General features: G+C 63.7%; 16 protein-coding genes. 11 read left to right on the forward strand and 5 right to left on the reverse strand.

Annotation, left to right across the window (positions count from 1 at the left end; genetic code table 11):
- The first annotated feature begins 16 nt into the window (after positions 1-16).
- From DWF74_RS09245 to DWF74_RS09270, 4 genes are all read left to right on the forward strand, one after another.
- Complete coding sequence (locus DWF74_RS09245) at positions 17-2,437, forward strand: glucose/quinate/shikimate family membrane-bound PQQ-dependent dehydrogenase (protein ID WP_115580807.1); 2,421 nt, start codon at positions 17-19, stop codon at positions 2,435-2,437.
- A 1,110-nt stretch (positions 2,438-3,547) separates the two neighbouring features.
- Positions 3,548-3,868 (forward strand): hypothetical protein, encoded by a 321-nt coding sequence (locus tag DWF74_RS09260; protein WP_115580810.1) that lies wholly within the window; start codon positions 3,548-3,550, stop codon positions 3,866-3,868.
- 229 nt (positions 3,869-4,097) lie between these two features.
- Positions 4,098-4,391: a hypothetical protein gene (locus tag DWF74_RS09265; protein ID WP_047305906.1), complete on the forward strand. Its 294-nt coding sequence runs from the start codon at positions 4,098-4,100 to the stop codon at positions 4,389-4,391.
- Positions 4,392-4,496: 105 nt separating this feature from the next.
- Complete coding sequence (locus tag DWF74_RS09270) at positions 4,497-5,144, forward strand: carboxypeptidase-like regulatory domain-containing protein (RefSeq protein ID WP_115580811.1); 648 nt, start codon at positions 4,497-4,499, stop codon at positions 5,142-5,144.
- Here DWF74_RS09270 and DWF74_RS09275 read toward each other — a convergent pair.
- Positions 5,122-6,780 carry an ATP-binding response regulator gene (locus DWF74_RS09275; protein ID WP_115580812.1) on the reverse strand — a complete coding sequence of 553 codons (1,659 nt, stop codon included), beginning with the start codon at positions 6,778-6,780 and terminating at the stop codon, positions 5,122-5,124. The genes DWF74_RS09270 and DWF74_RS09275 overlap by 23 nt on opposite strands.
- A gap of 146 nt (positions 6,781-6,926) precedes the next feature.
- Here DWF74_RS09275 and DWF74_RS09280 point away from each other — a divergent pair, with 146 nt between their 5' ends.
- Together DWF74_RS09280 and DWF74_RS09285 are read left to right on the forward strand one after the other, a co-directional pair.
- Complete coding sequence (locus DWF74_RS09280) at positions 6,927-7,544, forward strand: LuxR C-terminal-related transcriptional regulator (RefSeq protein WP_115580813.1); 618 nt, start codon at positions 6,927-6,929, stop codon at positions 7,542-7,544.
- Positions 7,545-7,748: 204 nt separating this feature from the next.
- Positions 7,749-8,180: a hypothetical protein gene (locus DWF74_RS09285; protein ID WP_102860430.1), complete on the forward strand. Its 432-nt coding sequence runs from the start codon at positions 7,749-7,751 to the stop codon at positions 8,178-8,180.
- Between the two features lie 44 nt (positions 8,181-8,224).
- On the opposite strand, the gene DWF74_RS09290 is transcribed toward DWF74_RS09285, so the two are convergent.
- On the reverse strand, positions 8,225-10,567 hold the full coding sequence (locus DWF74_RS09290) for a putative bifunctional diguanylate cyclase/phosphodiesterase (RefSeq protein WP_102860429.1): 2,343 nt from the start codon (positions 10,565-10,567) through the stop codon (positions 8,225-8,227).
- A gap of 394 nt (positions 10,568-10,961) precedes the next feature.
- Here DWF74_RS09290 and lon point away from each other — a divergent pair, with 394 nt between their 5' ends.
- From lon to cmoB, 5 genes are all read left to right on the forward strand, one after another.
- On the forward strand, positions 10,962-13,382 hold the full coding sequence (gene lon / locus DWF74_RS09295) for an endopeptidase La (RefSeq protein ID WP_102860428.1): 2,421 nt from the start codon (positions 10,962-10,964) through the stop codon (positions 13,380-13,382).
- A gap of 160 nt (positions 13,383-13,542) precedes the next feature.
- Complete coding sequence (locus DWF74_RS09300) at positions 13,543-13,935, forward strand: protease inhibitor I42 family protein (RefSeq protein WP_102860427.1); 393 nt, start codon at positions 13,543-13,545, stop codon at positions 13,933-13,935.
- A 1-nt stretch (position 13,936) separates the two neighbouring features.
- Positions 13,937-14,572 (forward strand): lysoplasmalogenase, encoded by a 636-nt coding sequence (locus DWF74_RS09305; RefSeq protein ID WP_115580814.1) that lies wholly within the window; start codon positions 13,937-13,939, stop codon positions 14,570-14,572.
- A gap of 170 nt (positions 14,573-14,742) precedes the next feature.
- On the forward strand, positions 14,743-15,486 hold the full coding sequence (gene cmoA / locus DWF74_RS09310) for a carboxy-S-adenosyl-L-methionine synthase CmoA (protein ID WP_115580815.1): 744 nt from the start codon (positions 14,743-14,745) through the stop codon (positions 15,484-15,486).
- Entirely contained in the window at positions 15,483-16,439 is a 957-nt protein-coding gene (gene cmoB / locus DWF74_RS09315; RefSeq protein ID WP_115580816.1) for a tRNA 5-methoxyuridine(34)/uridine 5-oxyacetic acid(34) synthase CmoB, read from the forward strand. Before cmoA ends, cmoB begins: the two co-directional genes overlap by 4 nt.
- 143 nt (positions 16,440-16,582) lie before the next feature.
- Here cmoB and tadA read toward each other — a convergent pair whose 3' ends face one another.
- The 3 genes from tadA to DWF74_RS09330 all read right to left on the reverse strand — a co-directional run bounded on the left by tadA (position 16,583) and on the right by DWF74_RS09330 (position 18,936).
- Positions 16,583-17,071 (reverse strand): tRNA adenosine(34) deaminase TadA, encoded by a 489-nt coding sequence (tadA, locus tag DWF74_RS09320; RefSeq protein WP_047305914.1) that lies wholly within the window; start codon positions 17,069-17,071, stop codon positions 16,583-16,585.
- Positions 17,071-18,447, reverse strand: coding sequence for a multicopper oxidase family protein (locus DWF74_RS09325; protein WP_115580817.1), 1,377 nt, complete (start codon positions 18,445-18,447; stop codon positions 17,071-17,073). Before DWF74_RS09325 ends, tadA begins: the two co-directional genes overlap by 1 nt.
- 198 nt (positions 18,448-18,645) lie before the next feature.
- Positions 18,646-18,936, reverse strand: coding sequence for a PTS transporter subunit EIIB (locus tag DWF74_RS09330; RefSeq protein WP_102860422.1), 291 nt, complete (start codon positions 18,934-18,936; stop codon positions 18,646-18,648).
- Position 18,937: the final 1 nt, after the last annotated feature.

An 18,937-nucleotide genomic window follows, 5' to 3' on the forward strand; every position in this document is an offset into this window, starting at 1 on the left:
CACGGAGAACCACACTATGAGCACTGAGGGTGCTTCAAGTCCGAGCCGCCGGCTGCCAAGCCTGCTCGGAGTCTTGCTGCTGCTAATGGGCCTGGCCTTGCTGGCCGGGGGGATCAAGCTGAGCATGCTCGGCGGCTCGCTGTACTACGTCCTGGCCGGTATCGGCCTGACGCTGACCGGCCTCCTGCTGCTGGCCGGTAAACGCGCCGCGCTGGGCCTTTATGCCCTGGTACTGTTCGCCAGTACCCTCTGGTCGCTGTGGGAAATCGGCCTGGACTGGTGGCAACTGGTGCCACGCCTGTCCCTGTGGTTCGCCCTGGGCGTGGTCCTGCTGCTGCCCTGGTTCCGTCGTCCGCTGCTGCGCGATGGCCCTGCGCCCATGGGCACTGCGGCCTTGAGCGTGGCCGTGGTCCTGGCCGGTGGCGCCGCCATCGGCAGCCAGTTCACCCAGCCTGGGGAAATCTCCGGTGACCTGGGCCGCGACAGCACCGACATGACCAGCACCGCGCCGGCCATGCCTGAAGGCGACTGGCAGGCCTACGGCCGCACCGAGTTCGGCGACCGCTACTCGCCGCTTAAGCAGATCACCCCGGCCAACATCGGCAAGCTGCAGGAAGCCTGGCGCATCCGCACCGGCGACATGCCGACCGCCAAGGACCCGGTGGAAATCACCAACCAGAACACCCCGCTGAAGGTCAACGGCAAGCTCTATGCCTGCACCGCCCACAGCCAGGTGCTGGCCCTGGACCCGGATACCGGCAAGGAAATCTGGCGCTTCGACCCGCAGATCCAGGGCCCCAACGGCGACGACTTCCGTGGCTGGGCGCACATGACCTGCCGTGGCGTGTCGTACTACGACGAAGCCAACTTCAAGAACGCCGACGCCATCAGCCAGCCGGCCACCCTGTCCCCTGCGGGCCAGGCCATCGCCGCCAGCTGCCCGCGCCGCCTGTTCCTGCCCACCGCCGATGCGCGCCTGATCGCCATCAACGCCGACAGCGGCAAAGTCTGTGAAGACTTCGGCAACAAAGGCGCCGTGGACCTCAAGGCCGGCATCGGCCCGTTCACTCCGGGTGGCTACTACTCCACCTCGCCGGCCGCCATCACCCGCAATCTGGTGATCATCGGCGGTCACGTCACCGACAACGAATCGACCAATGAACCGTCCGGCGTGATTCGCGCCTTCGACGCGCACGACGGTCACCTGGTGTGGAACTGGGATTCGGGCAACCCCGACGAAACCGCTCCCCTGCCAGAAGGCAAGACCTACACCCGCAACTCGCCGAACATGTGGTCCCTGGCCAGCGTCGACGAGAAACTGGGCATGGTCTACCTGCCACTGGGCAACCAGATGCCTGACCAATGGGGCGGCAACCGCACCGCAGGCGCCGAGAAATTCAGCGCCGGCACCGTGGCCCTGGACATCGACACCGGCAAGCTGCGCTGGAACTACCAGTTCACCCACCACGACCTGTGGGACATGGACGTGGGCAGCCAGCCAACCCTGCTCGACATGAAGACCGCGGACGGCGTCAAGCCGGCGCTGATCCAGCCGACCAAGCAAGGCAGCCTGTACGTACTGGACCGTCGCGACGGCACCCCGATCGTGCCGATCCGTGAAGTACCGGCCCCGACCGGCGCAGTCGAAGGCGACCACACCGCCCCGACCCAGGCCCGTTCGGACCTGAACCTGCTGCCGCCGCCACTGGACGAAAAAGCCATGTGGGGCGCCACGCCGTTCGACCAGATGTTGTGCCGCATCCAGTTCAAGGAACTGCGCTATGAAGGTCAGTACACCCCGCCGTCGGTGCAGGGCAGCCTGATCTACCCGGGCAACGTCGGCGTGTTCAACTGGGGCAGCGTCTCGCTGGACCCGGTGCGCCAGTTGCTGTTCACCAGCCCGAACTACATGGCCTTCGTTTCCAAGCTGGTGCCGCGTGCCGAAGTCGCCGCCGACAGCAAGCGCGAAAGCGAAACCTCGGGCGTGCAACCCAACACCGGCGCGCCTTACGCGGTGATCATGCACCCGTTCATGTCGCCGCTCGGCGTACCTTGCCAAGCGCCGGCCTGGGGCTACGTGGCCGGTATCGACCTGACCACCAACAAAGTGGTGTGGAAGCACAAGAACGGCACCAGCCGCGACAGTTCGCCGATCCCGATCGGCCTGCCAATCGGCGTGCCGAGCATGGGCGGCTCCATGGTCACCGGCGGTGGCGTGGGCTTCCTCAGCGGCACCCTGGACCAGTACATCCGCGCCTATGACGTGAAAAACGGCAAGGAACTGTGGAAATCCCGCCTGCCAGCGGGCGGCCAGGCCACGCCGATGAGCTACACCGGCAAGGACGGCCAGCAGTACGTCCTGGTGGTCGTGGGCGGCCACGGCTCCCTGGGCACCAAGATGGGCGACTACATCATTGCCTACAAACTGGCGGAATAAGCGTTACCGACAGGGATGAAAAAGGCGGCTACCTACGGGTAGCCGCCTTTTTTTGTGGTCTGGGTAGAGGGGGATGGTGTGTATATCCGGTGATACGGGGGGGGCCATTTGTGGTTGCGCTTTTACAGTGGGGGTTGGGGTGCATATCCGGTACTGCGGGTGTGGCGGCTTATGGTTTCGCTCTTACAGCGACTCACTTTTGAAAATCCGGAATGCCGGCCCAGACAAAAGTAAGCAAAACGCTCTGCCCCTCCACTCGGTGCCTCGCATAGCGAGGCATGCCCGAACTCCGGCATTGATCCATGGCCGGGTGGCGGCTAACCCGGCATCCCTGCCGGGTTACCCACGGATCAATGCCTGCGTTCGGCCATCGTGGTTAACGGGGCTAACAGATCAAGATCAAAAGCCACAGCAAGAGCAAGACGGCGGCCTGCCGGCCGGCCTTGTTTCATTTTTCCTTCACAGGGCGACGTTGCTCTTGGCATAGCCGAAGGCTGCGAAACCTGCCTCCCCGATATTCCTGACATATCGCGTCGCCTGGTTTCGCAGCCTTCGGCAGCGGCTACAAAGAGCCGGCCTGCGCACCTTGGCTTTGGCTTTGGCTTTTGATCTTGATCTTGATCTTTAGGCCCCTTCCCAGCCGGCCAAGCGTAGGCGTTGCGTAGGGGGCAGCTCGGCAAGGATGCCGAGCCAGCCGCCATGACCGCAGCAACGGATATGTACACAAAAAGATCCAGGTTTTACGACTGCTTCCCCACCGATCAAGACCAAAAACTCCCCCCTCCCCTCAGCCGCGATCACCGAAAATTCCTACAACTCGCGTCCACTTGCATCACCTTGTCCCTCCAAGACGATGCCCTTAAGGTCTGGGGGTCATTGCAAATTCAGTGACAGGGCGTAGGAACCCTTCGAGAACCCTTGGCGCATAAGCGCCCGTCTGATTGCGGAGCATCTGTCGCATCCGTAAGATCAGCCGCGGCGGCCGTGCGCGGGCACGCTTCGGCGTGGCCGAGTCCAAGGGTATTCGGTATTCCTACCCCGCGCGCGGCTGCCACCCAAGCCCGTAGGAAGGCCGTTGGCAGCTCTCATGCCTACCCGGAGCTCGATCAAATGAAAAAGGTCAAACCCAACAAACCTGATACATCTGCGACGGAGCCCAACTCTCGTCACATGCCATTGACCAGCAACGACTACAACATCCCCGCCCTGCTGGTGGACACCCACGCCCCGCTGGACGCGCTCCACGAGGCCGCCGCCCACCGCATCCGCGCGGCCACCCAGTTGCTGGAAAACATCGCCAGTCACGACAACCTGCAGAGCAACCCGGCCCTGCTCCAGGACTTCGCCCAACTCTGCGTCATCCCCCTGCGCGACGGCTGCGACCTGCTCGATGTACTGGGCCGACGCCTGCAGGAGCAACTGCTCACCTGAGCATGATCCGGGACCGGCAACACTTCGCCGGTCCCATCCGGCGGCCCTGTGCGCCTCCCCCAGCGCCCCGTAATTGCAAAGCGACATTAGCCCATTTGTGCTAATCGACCCTCCCCCAGCCCGGGGATATAGTGCCGGGCAACCACCCGCTCTCCCCCAACACCGCCGTTCTGCGGTGTCGGGAGCGGCTGCGCCGTTGAAAACACAACAACACCAAGGAAGAGCCATCATGAAACTCCAGTCCAGCCTTCGTCCCCTCGCCCTGCTCAGCGCCCTGGCCCTTGCCCTGGGCGGTTGCGCCATCGCCAAACCGAGCAACGACGACCTCAAGAACCGCGCGCAGATCACCCTCGGCAAGCCGGTTTCCACAGTCTCGAATGTGCGCAGCGACGCGTCCCAGACCTACTTCACCGCCAGTACCAGCGCCGGCGAATACAACTGCGTATTGCCCAGCGGCGGCATGGTCGCCTTCGCCACCATGGGCGGAGCGGTAGCGCTGCCGGCCGAGTGCAGCAAGCAATAAAGCGCTAGCCCCAGGCCAACCTGGTTCGCCACGACGGGCTGCCCCGGTGTAGCAGCGGGACAGCGTCGGGCGAGCACCGCTCCCTCCTGAAAAGGTCCCAAGTTGATGAAACCCCGTCTCTTCATGGTGACAGGCCTGGCCCTGCTCGCCTGTACCCTGATGGCCTGTGCGCCGCGCCAAGGGCGAACCCTGGCCGAATACCCGCCGGTGAAGATTCCCAGCGTGCAGTACCCCGACGTGCCCTTCGACACCCAGGCCGCGCGCGCCGCCCTGCAGCCCGGCAGCGCCACGCTCACCGGCAAGTTCTGCATCGTCGGCAACGATGGCATCGAGGACAGTCGCGACGTCAAGATCTATCTCTACCCGGCCACCCCGCACTTGCAGGCCTGGCATAAGTTGCGCGCGTCCCAGCCCGAAGGCGCCCCGGTGAGCATGGTCCCCGAGGCCCTGGCCGTGCACCGGGTGACCCGTACCGACGGCAACGGCATCTTCCAGTTCACCGGGCTGCAACCGGGCCGCTACTTCGTCCAGGGCCAGGACATGGTGTACGGCACCAGCCGCTGGAATGAGTACGTGGGCACCGGCCAGAGCAACACCAACTACGGGCCGGTGACCACCCACTACTACACCGAGCGCAGTTCGATCTCTTCGTACTCAGGGATGCTGGATGACTTCGTCGAAGTGGCCAGCGGCGAGAACAAGAAGCTGACCATGACCAACTACCCCCTGCTTATCCCGTGCCGGACCTGGTAACCACCTCTGTCGCCGAAGCGCTGCGGGCCGACGCCAGCGGCGTCTCGCGCAGGGCCCGCAAGGTGCCCCGCAGTTCCACCGGACGCACCGGCTTGGAGAGGATGGCGATGTTGCGGTCGTGCAGGGCGGCGTGGATTTTCTCGATGTCGTGCCCGGTGATGATCAGCGCCGGCACTTCCCAGCCCCGCTGCTCGCGGATGCTGTCGATGCACTCGATGCCCGAGGCGCGGGTGCCCAGGTCGTAGTCGGCGACGATGATGTCGCAGTCGGTCTGCAGATCTTCCCCGCTCGACTCGGCCTGGACCACGCAGCCCCAGCGTTCCAGCAACGCCGAGGTGGCCAGCAGGACGTTGCGGTCATCTTCCACCAGACAGACTCGTAACCCGGTCAGCAAGCCGTTCTGCACCGCTTCGTCACGGCTGTGCAAACGCTGCGGCGCGGCCAATACCAAGCCATGCAGGCTGACGGTAGTACCGTGATCGACCCGCGAACGGATCGTCACCTGCAGGTCGGTCAACTGCCCCAGGCGCTTGACGATGGACAGGCCCAGGCCGACGCCCTCGACGTCCTTGTCCCGTACTTGGCGAACCCGGTAGAACTCCTCGAAGATCTTCGGCAGGTGCTCCTCGGCAATCCCCCGGCCCTGGTCATAAATGACAATGGCCAGGCCCGCACCTCGCCGGCGCACACCGATCAGCACCGGCCGTTCTGCGGCGTACTTGAAGCAGTTGGACAGCACGTTCTGCACCATGGTCGCCAACAGCCCCGGATCAACCCGCACCCAGTAACTGCAGGGGCGCAAGCGCAGTTCGACCCTCGCCCAGCGCGCCGCTTCGGCGTTCTGGCGCACCAGATCCCGCAGCAACTCCCCCAGGTGCACGGTTTCGTACTTGGGCTGCACGCGTCCGTTGTCCAGGGTGTAAAGGTCGAGGATCGAACGGAACAACTGCGACACGTTGAGCAGCGAACGGTCGATGTTGTCCACCAGCCGCCGCTCTTCGCCCCCCAGGTTGGCCTCGCGCAGGCAAGCAGTGAACAGGCCGATGGAGTGGATCGGCTGGCGCAGGTCGTGGCTGGCCTGGGCCAGGAAGCGGGATTTTTCCAGGTTGGCGGCAATCGCCTCTTCGGACGCCAGGCGGGTGCGCTTGAGCAGGATGTGGGCGTACACCGGAATCACCGTGCTGGTGATCATCAGCATCAGCACCATGTAGGGCTGGGCCTGCCAATACGGGGTCAGCAGATAGACCATGAACAGCGCAAACAGCGCCAACACGGTGGCAATGGCCAGGTAGCGCGAGCCGAAACGCATGCCATTGCCCAGGTTCACCCAGACCATCACCGCATAAATCGGTAGCGCCCCCTCGCCGCCTACCACCAGGCCGTAACAGGTGCCGGTGTAGTCGTAGACCATGCCCAGGATGCGCCGCGCCGGGTAATGCCCGGGCCAGCGGGCGATGGCCATGCGCAGCAGGATCGAACCCAGCATGAACAGGGCGATGTAGATCATCACCGGCACATAAGGGTCGACCTGCTGCCCCGGGAGAAAACCGATCACGGTAAACCAGACCAGGGCGCAACCGGCCACGATAATCCGCAGGGTGGCCTGGTCGAGTTCGCTGTCCTTCTCAACGTTCATGCAATCACCTCCTTGTGCAATCTGTGTTGCCGTGGTCTTTTGCCGCTCGGCAATACCGCGTATCGAACACGACCAGCGGCCAGTTACAACGCCGCGCGTCAAGTTAGCATGCGCGCAGGACTGGATGTTTCAAGGAGTTTCACGACATGACATGCCGGATTATCGTCGCCGACGACCACCCGCTATTCCGCGAGGGCATGCTGCGCACCCTCCAGCGCCTGCTGCCCGACGCCCTGCTCGAAGAGGCTGGCGACCTGGCGGCGGTACTGGCCCTGGCCCTGACCGGCGAGGAGCCGGACTCGCTGATTCTGGACCTGCGTTTCCCCGGATTGACCTCGGTCAGCCTGCTTGCCGACCTGCGCCGACAACTGCCCCGAACCTCGCTCATCGTGGTATCGATGGTGGACAATCAGGACCTGATCGGCGAAGTCATGGCCGCTGGTGCCGACGGCTTTATCGGCAAGAGCATCAGCCCGGAGGAGATCGGCCAGGCAATCCAGGCCATTCGCCAGGGCGAAGTGGTGGTCAAGTACGCACCTTCCGGCTTGCTGCTGCCCCTGGATGCCGGTGCCGAGATCAGCCAGCTAACCACCCGCCAGCAAGAAGTGCTGCGCCTGATCGCCCAGGGCAAGACCAACAAGGAAATCGCCCGGGAGCTGGATATCTCGCCGTTCACCGTACGCATCCACGTCTCATCCCTGCTGCACACCCTGAAAGTGCCCTCACGGGCAGCCGCTGCGGTGAAGTTCGCCGGGGCCTGGTAACCCGGGACAGGCTCGCGCACCAATGCCAGAGAGTCGTCTCCGGTGCTGCACCGGCTGTTTGCCCCGGTTGCACCTTTAACACTGGGAAGCTTGGCGCAAATGAGGCAGCATCGGTCCTGGCACGCCTGTATAAACGCCATGGCATTGGGCGGCACGCCAGGAACAGCGTGCTCGCGCAGCCGCCCCACGCAGGAGAAAAACATCATGAATACGGATGAACGTGATGAACTATTTGATCGGTTGCACCACTGGTTCGGTGACTCGGAAGCCACCAACTGGAACGAATACACCACCGAACAGGTGGCCAAGGGCGTGCTTCACGCCTTTACCCCGGCGCAATGGCAACGGCTCGGCGAGACACTGCTGTCCCAGCCCGAGTACTGGCAGCACCGCTGCGCTGTCTCCCTGGGCGAGTTGCGAACGGCACCGGCCATCGCCTTGTTGAAACGCCTGCTGGCAGACTCGCCTTACCTGGATGTGCGGGTCATGGCGGTCTATGAGCTGGACTGGGCGCAAGCCGCCATCGAGCAGCGCTATGCGCCCTGTATCCTGGAAATCATGGACAACCTCAGTGAAGAAGGTATCGAGCCGGAGCTGCACAGCCTGCTGACCAAGGCCGAGTCGGCCACCCTCTGAAAGCCCCAACCCTGGATGCCGGCTCCCCGCCGGCCATCCAGCCTTCAGCTGGAGACCCGAGACTTCAACATCCAATGCTCGAAGGCCTCGGCGGGCAACGGCCGGCTGATCAGGTAACCCTGGACCGTATCGCAGCCCCAGCTTTCCAGCAGTTTCAGGCAATGCTCGAACTCCACCCCTTCGGCCACCACCTTGAGCCCCAGCTTGTGACTCATTTCGATGGTTGAGCGCACGATCACCGCGTCACCGCTGGTTTCATCCAGATTGCGGATAAAGGACTGGTCGATCTTCAGCTCCTGCACCGGTAGACGCTGCAACTGGGCCAGGGATGAATAGCCGGTGCCAAAATCATCCACCGACAGACTGATGCCGCAGCCACGCAAGCGCTGCAGCACCGCCAGGGCCTGCTCCGGATGGCGCATGATGGCGCTCTCGGTGATCTCGAACACCAGTTGCTCAGCAGCCACCTGATAGCGCTCCAGGCACTGGCTGACCCGGACTTCCAGGCCGTCGTCCTCCAGGTCGCTGGCAGAGATGTTCAGCGACAGGCGCACCGGCAAAGCCCGGCGGTTCCACTCCGCCAACTGGCGAATGCAAGCCTCGATGACCCAGGAGGTCAGGCTGTGCATGCTGCCGGTGCGCTCGGCCAGGGGAATGAACTCCGCCGGCGACACCACGCCAAATACCGGATGCCGCCAGCGCAGCAGGGCTTCGGCCTGATGCAGGTAATCCCGGCGCAGATCCAGCTTGGGCTGATACAGCAGGAACAGCTCGCCATCGGCGGCGGCGCGACGCAGGTCACGGATCAGGCTGATCTGGCGCTGATGAGCCAGGTCGCGGTCTTGCTGGTAGACCTGCAGGTAACCGGGGTTGAGCGCTGCATCGTGGCGGGCGATCGCGGCACGGCTGATCAGTTCTTCAGCGGACTTGCCGTCGGCGGGATACACCGCCATGCCCATGCAGATCTGGCGCCGTACCTCATCCCCCTGAATCAGCTGGGGTCGGCTCAACAGGTCATGGAGGCGGTCGGCCATGGCAATGGCGCCATCGAGCTCGGTGTTTTCCAGCAGCAGGAGGAACTCGCTGGCGGTGATCCGCGCCGCGGTATCGCCCTGGGACAGCACATCACGCAGCCGCCGGCTCAGTTCCCCCATCATCTGCTCCAGCCCTTCATTGCCAAAGCCTTCGTTGATCGCCCGATAGTTGTCGATCCCCAGGTACAGCAACACCACGTTGCGCCGGGCAGCGATGGCCTGGCTCAGGCGCTCGATGGCCAGGGCCCGATTGGGCAGCCCGGTCAGGGGATCATGCAGGGCGTTGTGGGCCAGTTGCCGCTCACGGGTGGCGATGGCGCTCTGCATGGCGTTGAAGGCATCCGCCAGCACACCGAACTCGTCGCTGCGCTTGATGGCCACCGTGGCCTGATAGTTGCCGGCACCGATACGTCGGGCAGCCTGGGCCAGGTCTTCCAGGGGCCGCGAAACCCGCCGAGCCATCAGCAGGGCGAAGACCAGGGAAATCACCAGCGCCACCATGGCGATCCACAGGAACTCCCGGTCCAGTGGCGCAAAGGCTTGCAGTGCCTGTTCCAGGGGGCTCTGCAACAAGACCATGACCCGCGGATCCTGGGCATCCCCGGTATTGGCCAGTTGCAGTGCCTGGTTGAGAAAGCGTTGGCCATGGGTTTGGCTCATCTGTGGCAGGGACTGCCACAACGAGTCACGCAGGGCATTGATGATCGGCGACCAGAAGAACTCAGGCTGGGTGCTGAACAACTCTCCGGGGTGCTCGCCATCAACGGTCAGGAATGAGACTTCCAGGTTGCTCATGGAACGCAGTTCCCGGGCGAACAACTCATCCATGGGAAAGCCCATCACCACCCGGGCAACGGGCAGCGAATCCAGCACTTCACCTTGCACCAACAGATAGGGGCGGCCGTTGATCGCAACGAACAGCATGTGAGTGTCGTGCCGCTGCGCTCGGCGCAACGCCCGGTCATAGGGAAACGGCTGCCCCCTGGCAATATCCGCCAGCGTACTGGCGATTACCCGTCCCTCGGGACTGAGCACGAACATCTCGCTGGAACGGATGCCCCCACGGTACTGCGCCAGGGACGCGAGGATGTCCACCGGCTTGCCGCTGACCACAGCGCGGTGAAACTCCGAATCCACCACCAGCCAGTCGATACCGTATTGCAGGTTGCGGCCCCGCAGGTCCAGCAGGCGTTCGAACACGCGAGTGCCGATCTTCAATTGCAACTGCGCCTGCTTCTCCACTGCGTGAGTAGTAGCGGTCTTCACCGCAAAGTACACCGCGCCAATCAGCACCAACAGCAACAGCGCCAGCACCCCGACAATCCTTGCCTGAAAGGTTCGGCGCCACTTCATAGGGCTGCTCTCATCCACTCCGATCGCCCGCCGGGCCGGAAAAGCACCTGCGCGGGTGACAGCCGCCGAGAGCTGAAAAATCCGTTCTTCATACCCATCCCTCTAAGAAGCTGAATGCGTGCGTCAAATAAATGCCGATTTCACTCCAGCATTCCGGACACTCAGATTAATCCTCAAACTGTAGAAGATCACGCAATAAAACAGGTGATATCCAAGTCATTTTATTGACATTTGATATCCGTCAACGCCGTCCACAGCGTCCACACCACACGTCTGGACAGAGCCTCGAGGGACAGTTGAGGGCCGCACGGAAAAAAGCTGAAACCAGTTTCCCATTGAAACCCGTCTCGACCTGCCCCATCTAACCTGCATAGCCCATCGCGCAGGAGCCTTCATGAGCGACCAGCAAGCATTTCCCGAAGATCCACGTGAGTACCTCGATCCGGAAAATACCGAACAGCCCAGTGCCCATGGCACCGGCCTGGCCCTGCCCGGGCAGAATCTGCCGGACAAGGTCTACATCATGCCGATTCACAATCGTCCCTTCTTCCCGGCGCAGGTACTGCCGGTGATTGTCAACGAAGAACCCTGGGCCGAAACCCTGGAGCTGGTAAGCCAATCCGACCACCACTCCCTGGCCCTGTTTTTCATGGATACCCCCCAGGAAGACCCGCGCCACTTCGATACATCCGCGTTGCCGGAGTACGGCACCCTGGTCAAGGTCCACCACGCCAGCCGCGAGAACGGCAAGCTGCAATTCGTCGCCCAGGGCCTGACCCGGGTACGCATCCGCACCTGGCTCAAACACCACCGGCCGCCCTACCTGGTGGAAGTCGAATACCCGCACCAGCCCAGCGAACCCACCGATGAGGTCAAGGCCTACGGCATGGCGCTGATCAACGCGATCAAGGAGCTGCTGCCGCTCAATCCGCTGTACAGCGAAGAACTGAAGAACTACCTCAACCGCTTCAGCCCCAACGACCCTTCGCCCCTGACCGACTTCGCCGCCGCCCTGACTTCCGCCACCGGCAACGAGTTGCAGGAGGTGCTGGACTGCGTGCCGATGCTCAAGCGCATGGAAAAAGTCCTGCCGATGCTGCGCAAGGAAGTCGAGGTCGCGCGCCTGCAGAAAGAGATCTCCGCCGAGGTCAACCGCAAGATCGGCGAGCACCAGCGCGAATTCTTCCTCAAGGAACAGCTCAAGGTGATCCAGCAGGAACTGGGGCTGACCAAGGATGACCGCAGCGCCGACCTGGAGCAGTTCGAGCAGCGGCTGAGCGGCAAGGTGCTGCCGGCCCAGGCGCAGAAACGCATCGCCGAGGAAATGAACAAGCTGTCGATCCTCGAAACCGGCTCGCCGGAATACGCCGTGACCCGCAACTACCTGGAATGGGCCACTGCTGTGCCCTGGGGCGTCTACGGCGAGGACAAGCTCGACCTCAAGCACGCGCGCAAAGTGCTCGACCAGCACCACGCCGGGCTCGATGACATCAAGACCCGCATCCTCGAATTCCTCGCGGTGGGCGCCTACAAGGGCGAGATCAGCGGCTCCATCGTGCTGCTGGTGGGCCCGCCGGGCGTGGGCAAGACCAGTGTCGGCAAGTCCATTGCCGAATCCCTGGGGCGGCCGTTCTATCGCTTCAGTGTCGGCGGCATGCGCGACGAAGCCGAGATCAAGGGCCACCGCCGCACCTACATCGGTGCCCAGCCGGGCAAGCTGGTGCAGGCCCTCAAGGAAGTGGAGGTGATGAACCCGGTGATCATGCTCGACGAGATCGACAAGATGGGCCAGAGCTACCAGGGCGACCCAGCCTCAGCCCTGCTGGAGACCCTCGATCCGGAGCAGAACGTCGACTTCCTCGACCATTACCTGGACCTGCGCATGGACCTGTCCAAGGTGTTGTTCGTGTGCACCGCCAACACCCTGGACTCGATCCCCGGGCCGCTGCTCGACCGCATGGAAGTGATTCGCCTGTCGGGTTACATCACCGAGGAAAAACTCGCCATCGCCAAGCGCCACCTGTGGCCCAAGCAGTTGACGAAAGCCGGTGTAGCCAAGAGCAGCCTGAGCATCAGCGACAGTGCCCTGCGCGCCGTGATCGACAGTTACGCCCGGGAAGCCGGGGTGCGCCAACTGGAGAAACAACTGGGCAAACTGGTGCGCAAAGCGGTGGTCAAGCTGCTGGACGAGCCGGATGCAAACATCAAGATCGGGCCCAAGGACCTGGAGGCCTCCCTGGGCATGCCGGTGTTCCGCAACGAGCAGGTCCTGAGCGGCACCGGAGTCATCACCGGCCTGGCCTGGACCAGCATGGGCGGCGCGACCCTGCCCATCGAGGCGACGCGGATTCATACCCACAACCGTGGTTTCAAGCTCACCGGCCAGTTGGGGGATGTGATGAAGGAGTCGGCGGAGATCGCCTACAGCTACGTCAGTTCGCACCTCAAGCAGTTCGGCGGCGACAGCAAGTTCTTCGACGAAGCCTTCGTCCACCTGCACGTTCCTGAAGGTGCCACGCCCAAGGATGGCCCGAGCGCCGGGGTGACCATGGCCAGCGCCCTGCTGTCCCTGGCGCGCAACCAGCCGCCGAAAAAAGGCGTGGCCATGACCGGCGAGCTGACCCTCACCGGCCACGTGCTGCCCATTGGCGGGGTGCGGGAGAAAGTCATCGCGGCGCGGCGGCAGAAGATCTTTGAGCTGATCCTGCCGGAGCCCAACCGCGGGCATTTCGAGGAACTGCCGGACTACCTCAAGGAAGGCATCACCGTGCATTTCGCCAAGCGTTTTGCCGACGTGGCCAAGGTACTGTTCTAAATCCCTTCGCCGGCAAGCCGGCTCCTACAGGTTGTCCCTTGTAGGAGCCGGCTTGCCGGCGAACAGGCCATAAGCGCCAACCTCCGTCCCCCGGCCCACACCGCCCATCATCTTCAGTTATGCTCGCCGTTCGTCACGAATGATCGGAGCTTCCTGACCCATGTCCGCACCTCGCCTGCTTGCCCTGCTCAGCCTCGCCCTGCTGGCCGCCTGCGCCAGCCAGCCCAAGCAAAACGTCACCGTGGAAAACCAGAGCCAATGCCCCCTGCAATTGCACAACGGGCAAACCCTGACCCTGACCCTGCCTAGCAATCCCACCACGGGCTATCGCTGGGCAATCCAGGATTCGGCCGGCGGCATCCTGCGCAAGGTCAGCCCCGAGGTCTACAGCAATCCCGAGAACACCGGTCTGGTGGGCAGCGGTGGTCAATCCACCTGGCGTTTCCAGGCGTTCGCCAGCGGCCAGGGCCGACTGCTGCTGACCTATCAGCAACCCTGGGCACCGGAAGAAGCACCGGTAAAAGCCTTCGACTGCTCGATCACGGTCAACTGACATGGGCTGGCTGATTCTTGCGCTGATGGGCGCCGCCACCTTCATCTACGGGATCAGCGTGCACGCCACGTTGCTCTGCCTGCTGGTCAAGCCGCTGCCGGTACTGGCCCTGCTGGGCTGGTTGCACGATGCGCCGCCGGGGGACTATCGCCGCTGGATCGCCATTGGCCTGTTGTTCTCAGTGCTGGGTGACGTGCTGCTGGCCTGGCCTTCGGACCTGTTCGTGTTCGGCCTCGGGGCGTTTCTGGTGGCGCACCTGGCCTACCTCAAGGCCTATCTCTGCGACTGTCGGCGCCTGGCACTGTTGCCGCTGGTGGTGGCACTGGCCATTGGCGCGGGGCTGTTGAGCATCCTGATTTCCCACGGCCTGGGCCCGCTGCTGATCCCGGTGATCGTCTACGCCCTGACCATCAGCGCCATGCTCTGGCGCGCCCTGGCACGCCTGGGCTCAGCGGTGCCCAAACGCTCGGCGGCGCTAGCGGCCGCGGGGGCCCTGAGCTTCGCCTTCTCCGACAGCCTGATTGGCATCAGCCGCTTCGTGGTGGCCTTCGATGCCGCGCCCTACTTGATCATCATTTTCTACTGGCTGGGCCAGTGGGGCATCGCTGCTTCGGCGTTCAGCCAGAAGCCGCGCTGATCAGCCGGCGCCAACAAGCCGGTCCCTACTCTCGGTAGTGGCCGGCTTGCCGGCGAAAAGGGCCACACCTTGCGTCGCCCTTGCTCTGCTGAAGGCCCTGCGGGCCTTATCGCAGCCTGCGCCAGCGGCTACAATGCCGCCCTCTTTTTATCTCCATCGCTGGAAATGCCGTGAGCAAAGAACCCGACCGCCTATTCTCCCAGCCCCTGGCCCAGGTGCCCGACTTCGCCTTTAACGAGGATGTGGTGCGGGTGTTCCCGGACATGATCAAGCGCTCGGTGCCGGGTTACCCGACCATTGTCGAGAACCTCGGGGTGCTGGCCGCGCAGTTCGCTCAGCCCAACAGCGTGCTCTACGACCTGGGCTCATCCCTGGGCGCGGTGACCCAGGCCCTGCGCCGCCATGTGCGCAGCGACGGTTGCCGGGTGATCGCCGTGGACAATTCGGCGGCCATGGTCGAGCGTTGCCGGGAATACCTCAACGGCCAGGATTCGATGTTCCAGGAGTTGCTGCCGGTGCAGGTGATCGAAGGCGATATCCTGGCCCTGGAGTTCCAGCCGGCCTCGGTGGTGGCTTTGAACTTCACCCTGCAGTTCATCGCCCCCGAGCAACGCCTGGCCCTGCTCGGGCGCATCCGCCAGTCGTTGCTGCCCGGCGGCGCGCTGATCCTCTCGGAGAAGCTGCGCTTCAACGACACCGAAGAACACGCCCTGCTCACCGACCTGCACATCGCCTTCAAACGCGCTAACGGCTACAGCGAACTGGAAATTGCCCAGAAGCGCAGCGCCATCGAAAACGTCATGAAGCCCGACAGCCTCGAAGAACACCGCGAACGCCTGCTGGCCGCCGGGTTCTCGAAAGTCGTGCCGTGGTTCCAGTGTCTTAATTTTGCCTCGTTGATTGCCCTGCCATGATTGATCTGTCTCCCCTCGCTCGCCGTCTGGCGGGCACGCCCCTGGCCGAATGGGCCAACGGCCTGCAAGCCCAGCTCGATGCCAAGATGGAAAAGGGCCATGGCGACCTGGAGCGCTGGCAGAGCGCCCTCGACGCATTGCCGAAGATCCAGCCCAGCGAAGTCGACCTGATCAACGGCCTGCGCCTGGACACCGACTGCGACGACGCCACCCGGGCGCAGATGCGTACCGCACTGATGGGCCTGTCACCGTGGCGCAAGGGCCCGTTCGACCTGTTCGGCGTGCACGTGGATACCGAATGGCGTTCGGACTGGAAGTGGTCGCGGGTCGCGCCGCACCTGAACCTTGAAGGCAAACGCATCCTCGATGTCGGCTGCGGCAATGGCTACTACATGTGGCGCATGCTCGGCGCCGGCGCCCACAGCGTGATTGGCGTGGACCCCAACTGGCTGTTCTTCTGCCAGTTCCAGGCGGTGCAGCGCTACCTGTCGCAGCCCTCGGTGTGGCACTTGCCGTTTCCTTTCGAAGACCTGCCGGCCAACCTGGAAGGTTTCGACACCGTATTTTCCATGGGGGTGTTCTACCACCGGCGTTCGCCCATCGAGCATCTGCTGGCGCTCAAGGACTGCCTGGTCAAGGGTGGCGAACTGGTGCTGGAAACCCTGGTGGTGGAAGGCGATCAGCATCAGGTGCTGGTGCCGGAAGACCGTTATGCGCAGATGCGCAACGTGTGGTTCCTGCCCTCGGTGCCGGCTCTGGAGCTGTGGCTGCGACGCGCCGGGTTCAGCGACGTGCGCTGCGTGGATGTGAGCGTGACCAGCGTCGAGGAGCAGCGCGGCACCGAGTGGATGAAGTACCAGTCCCTGAGCGATTTCCTCGACCCCAACGATCACAGCAAGACCATCGAAGGCCTGCCGGCGCCGATGCGCGCGGTGATTGTCGCCAGAAAATAACCCCGCCTTCCCCCTGTAGGAGCTGGCCGGGCGGCGTTCCGCTTGCCAGCGAAGGCGCCCGCCATAGCGGTGCAAGGCTCAAGGGCCTCTTCGCCGGCAAGCCGGCTCCTACGGTTTGGTGTAGGCCGCGAACCGGTTTGCGCTCAGCGCGCCCGGCGCGCCTTGAAGAACTCGCTCAACACCGTGCCGCACTCTTCGGCCAGCACCCCGCCCTCGTACAGCACCCGATGATTGAGAAAGCCCTGGGTGAAGAACTGGCCCTGGCTCTGCACGATGCCGGCCTTGGGTTCCAGGGCGCCGTACACCACCCGGGCAATGCGCGAATGGACGATCAGCCCGGCGCACATGCTGCAAGGTTCCAGGGTCACGTACAGGGTGCTGCCGGGCAGGCGATAGTTGCTGACCGCCTGGGCCGCCGCGCGGATCGCCACCATTTCGGCGTGGGCGCTGGGGTCGCTGCCGCTGATGGGGCAGTTGTAGCCGCGGCCGATGATCTGGCCATCCAGCACCAACACCGCGCCCACCGGCACTTCCCCCAGGGCGGCGCCTTGGGCAGCCAGGGCCAGGGCTTCGCGCATGAAGTCCTGGTCGCGGCTGCGGTCGATGATCGGCGCCGGGCGTATCTGACGCATCACGCCACCTCGATGGCGGCCATCAGACCGGTTTCCATGTGGTCGATCACGTGGCAGTGGAACATCCAGACCCCAGGGTTATCCGCCACCAGCGCCACGCGGGCACGCTCGTTCTTGCCCAGCAGGTAGGTGTCGGTGAAGTAGGGAGTGATCTTCTTGCGGTTCGAGGCGATGACCTTGAAGCTCATGCCGTGCAAGTGGATCGGGTGTTGGTACTGAGTCATGTTCTTCAATTCGAAAATGTAGCTCTTGCCCTTTTTCAGCGTGGCAATCGGGCGGTCGGCGCAGGTCTTGTCGGTGATGTCCCAGGCCTGGCCGTTGATCTGCCACAGGCTCGGCGGCTGGCCATTGTCCACGTTCACCGAGACCGAGCCAACCCACTCGAAATTGAAGTTGAGCTTCTCGGCGTTGTCGAGATCCGGCTCGGCCACCGGGTTGGCCGGCAGGGCTGGCGGCCACTGGGTCGGCGCATCGTTGTTGGCCACCGAACGCAAGGTGCCCAGGCGCACCGGACCGTTGCGCAGGGACAGTTCCTGCCCCGCCGCCGGCGCCTTGATCGCCAGGCAGATACGCATGCCCGGCCCCAGCCAGTATTCCTTGCCCAAAGGACGCGGCTCGATGGGGTTGCCGTCCAGTGCATAGATCTGCGCTTCGACATCGGGGATGTTGATGCGGTAGGTCAGGGTGTTGTCCAGGTTGAGCAGGCGCACCCGAGTAATCTGCCCGGCCGGCAGGTCGATCACCGCCTGGGACACGCCGTTGATGGTGGACAGGCGCCCGGCCGTGCCGCCCCGCGCCGCTTCCCGGGGGATGCTGAAGGAGACGAACGCGCCCTCTTCATCCACGTGCCAGCTTTTCAGGCTCAGGGTGCGCTCGTACTGGAATCCGGTGGGTTCGCGCTCTTCGACGATCAGCGGGCCCACCAGGCCGCGGCCCAGTTCTTCGCTGCTGTTCACATGGGGGTGATACCAGTAGCTACCGGCATCCGGTACGCGGAACTTGTAGTCGAAGTATTCGCCGGGTAGCACCGGCAGTTGCGAGACGTAAGGCACGCCGTCCATTTCCAGGGGCAGGCGGATGCCGTGCCAGTGGATGGTGGTGGCCACGGGCAGGTGGTTGATAAAGCGCACCCGCAGCCACTCGCCCTGGCGCACTCGCAGTTCGGTACCCGGTGCCGATGGCCCGAAAGCCCAGGCTTGGGTCTTGTGTCCTGGCACCAGTTCCACATCCAGCGGCGCAGCGATCAGTTCGTAGTCGTGGCCCGCTTCAGCGTCGGCCATTTTCCCCAGCCAGTAGCGCGAGGCGCCACCCGCTCCCACGCCCACCACTACCAGACCGGCCAGACCACCGAGTATTTTTCGACGGGTAAAGGACATGGACTCAACTACCTCACGTATCCGCGGCGGGCCCAAGCCCGCAAAAGGCGAATACGATACACCCGCAGTTGAGAAACAGTAAGGCCGGCGCGGCGACCGGACGCAGGCGGGACGGGGAAACGATGGGTGTTTTCGGGAGCCTGCTCCCTGGCAAGCCCGTTGCTCTTGCAGGAGCCGGCTTGCTGGCGAACAAGCCCCTCAGCCCTGCAATCCCAACAGCAGATGCACCACACCACCGGCCAGGGGCATCACTGCCGGCACCCCCGCCACTCGCAGGGCGCTGCTGTCCAGCAACTGCGGATCATGCAGTTCCAGGCGCAGGCGGGTCAGGGCCAATGGTTGTTGGCTCTTGATGTTGGCGCTACCACCCAGTGCCGCCAGCATCGCGTCACTCAGAACACGGCCCTTGGCCTGGGGGGCCTTCGGCTGATCAGGGATCAGGTCTGGAGTCAGGGCCTTCCAGAACGCCCGTTGCAATTTCTCGAACATC

The sequence above is a fragment of the Pseudomonas protegens genome (genome assembly GCF_003363755.1).
Taxonomy (GTDB): Bacteria; Pseudomonadota; Gammaproteobacteria; order Pseudomonadales; family Pseudomonadaceae; genus Aquipseudomonas; species Aquipseudomonas danubii.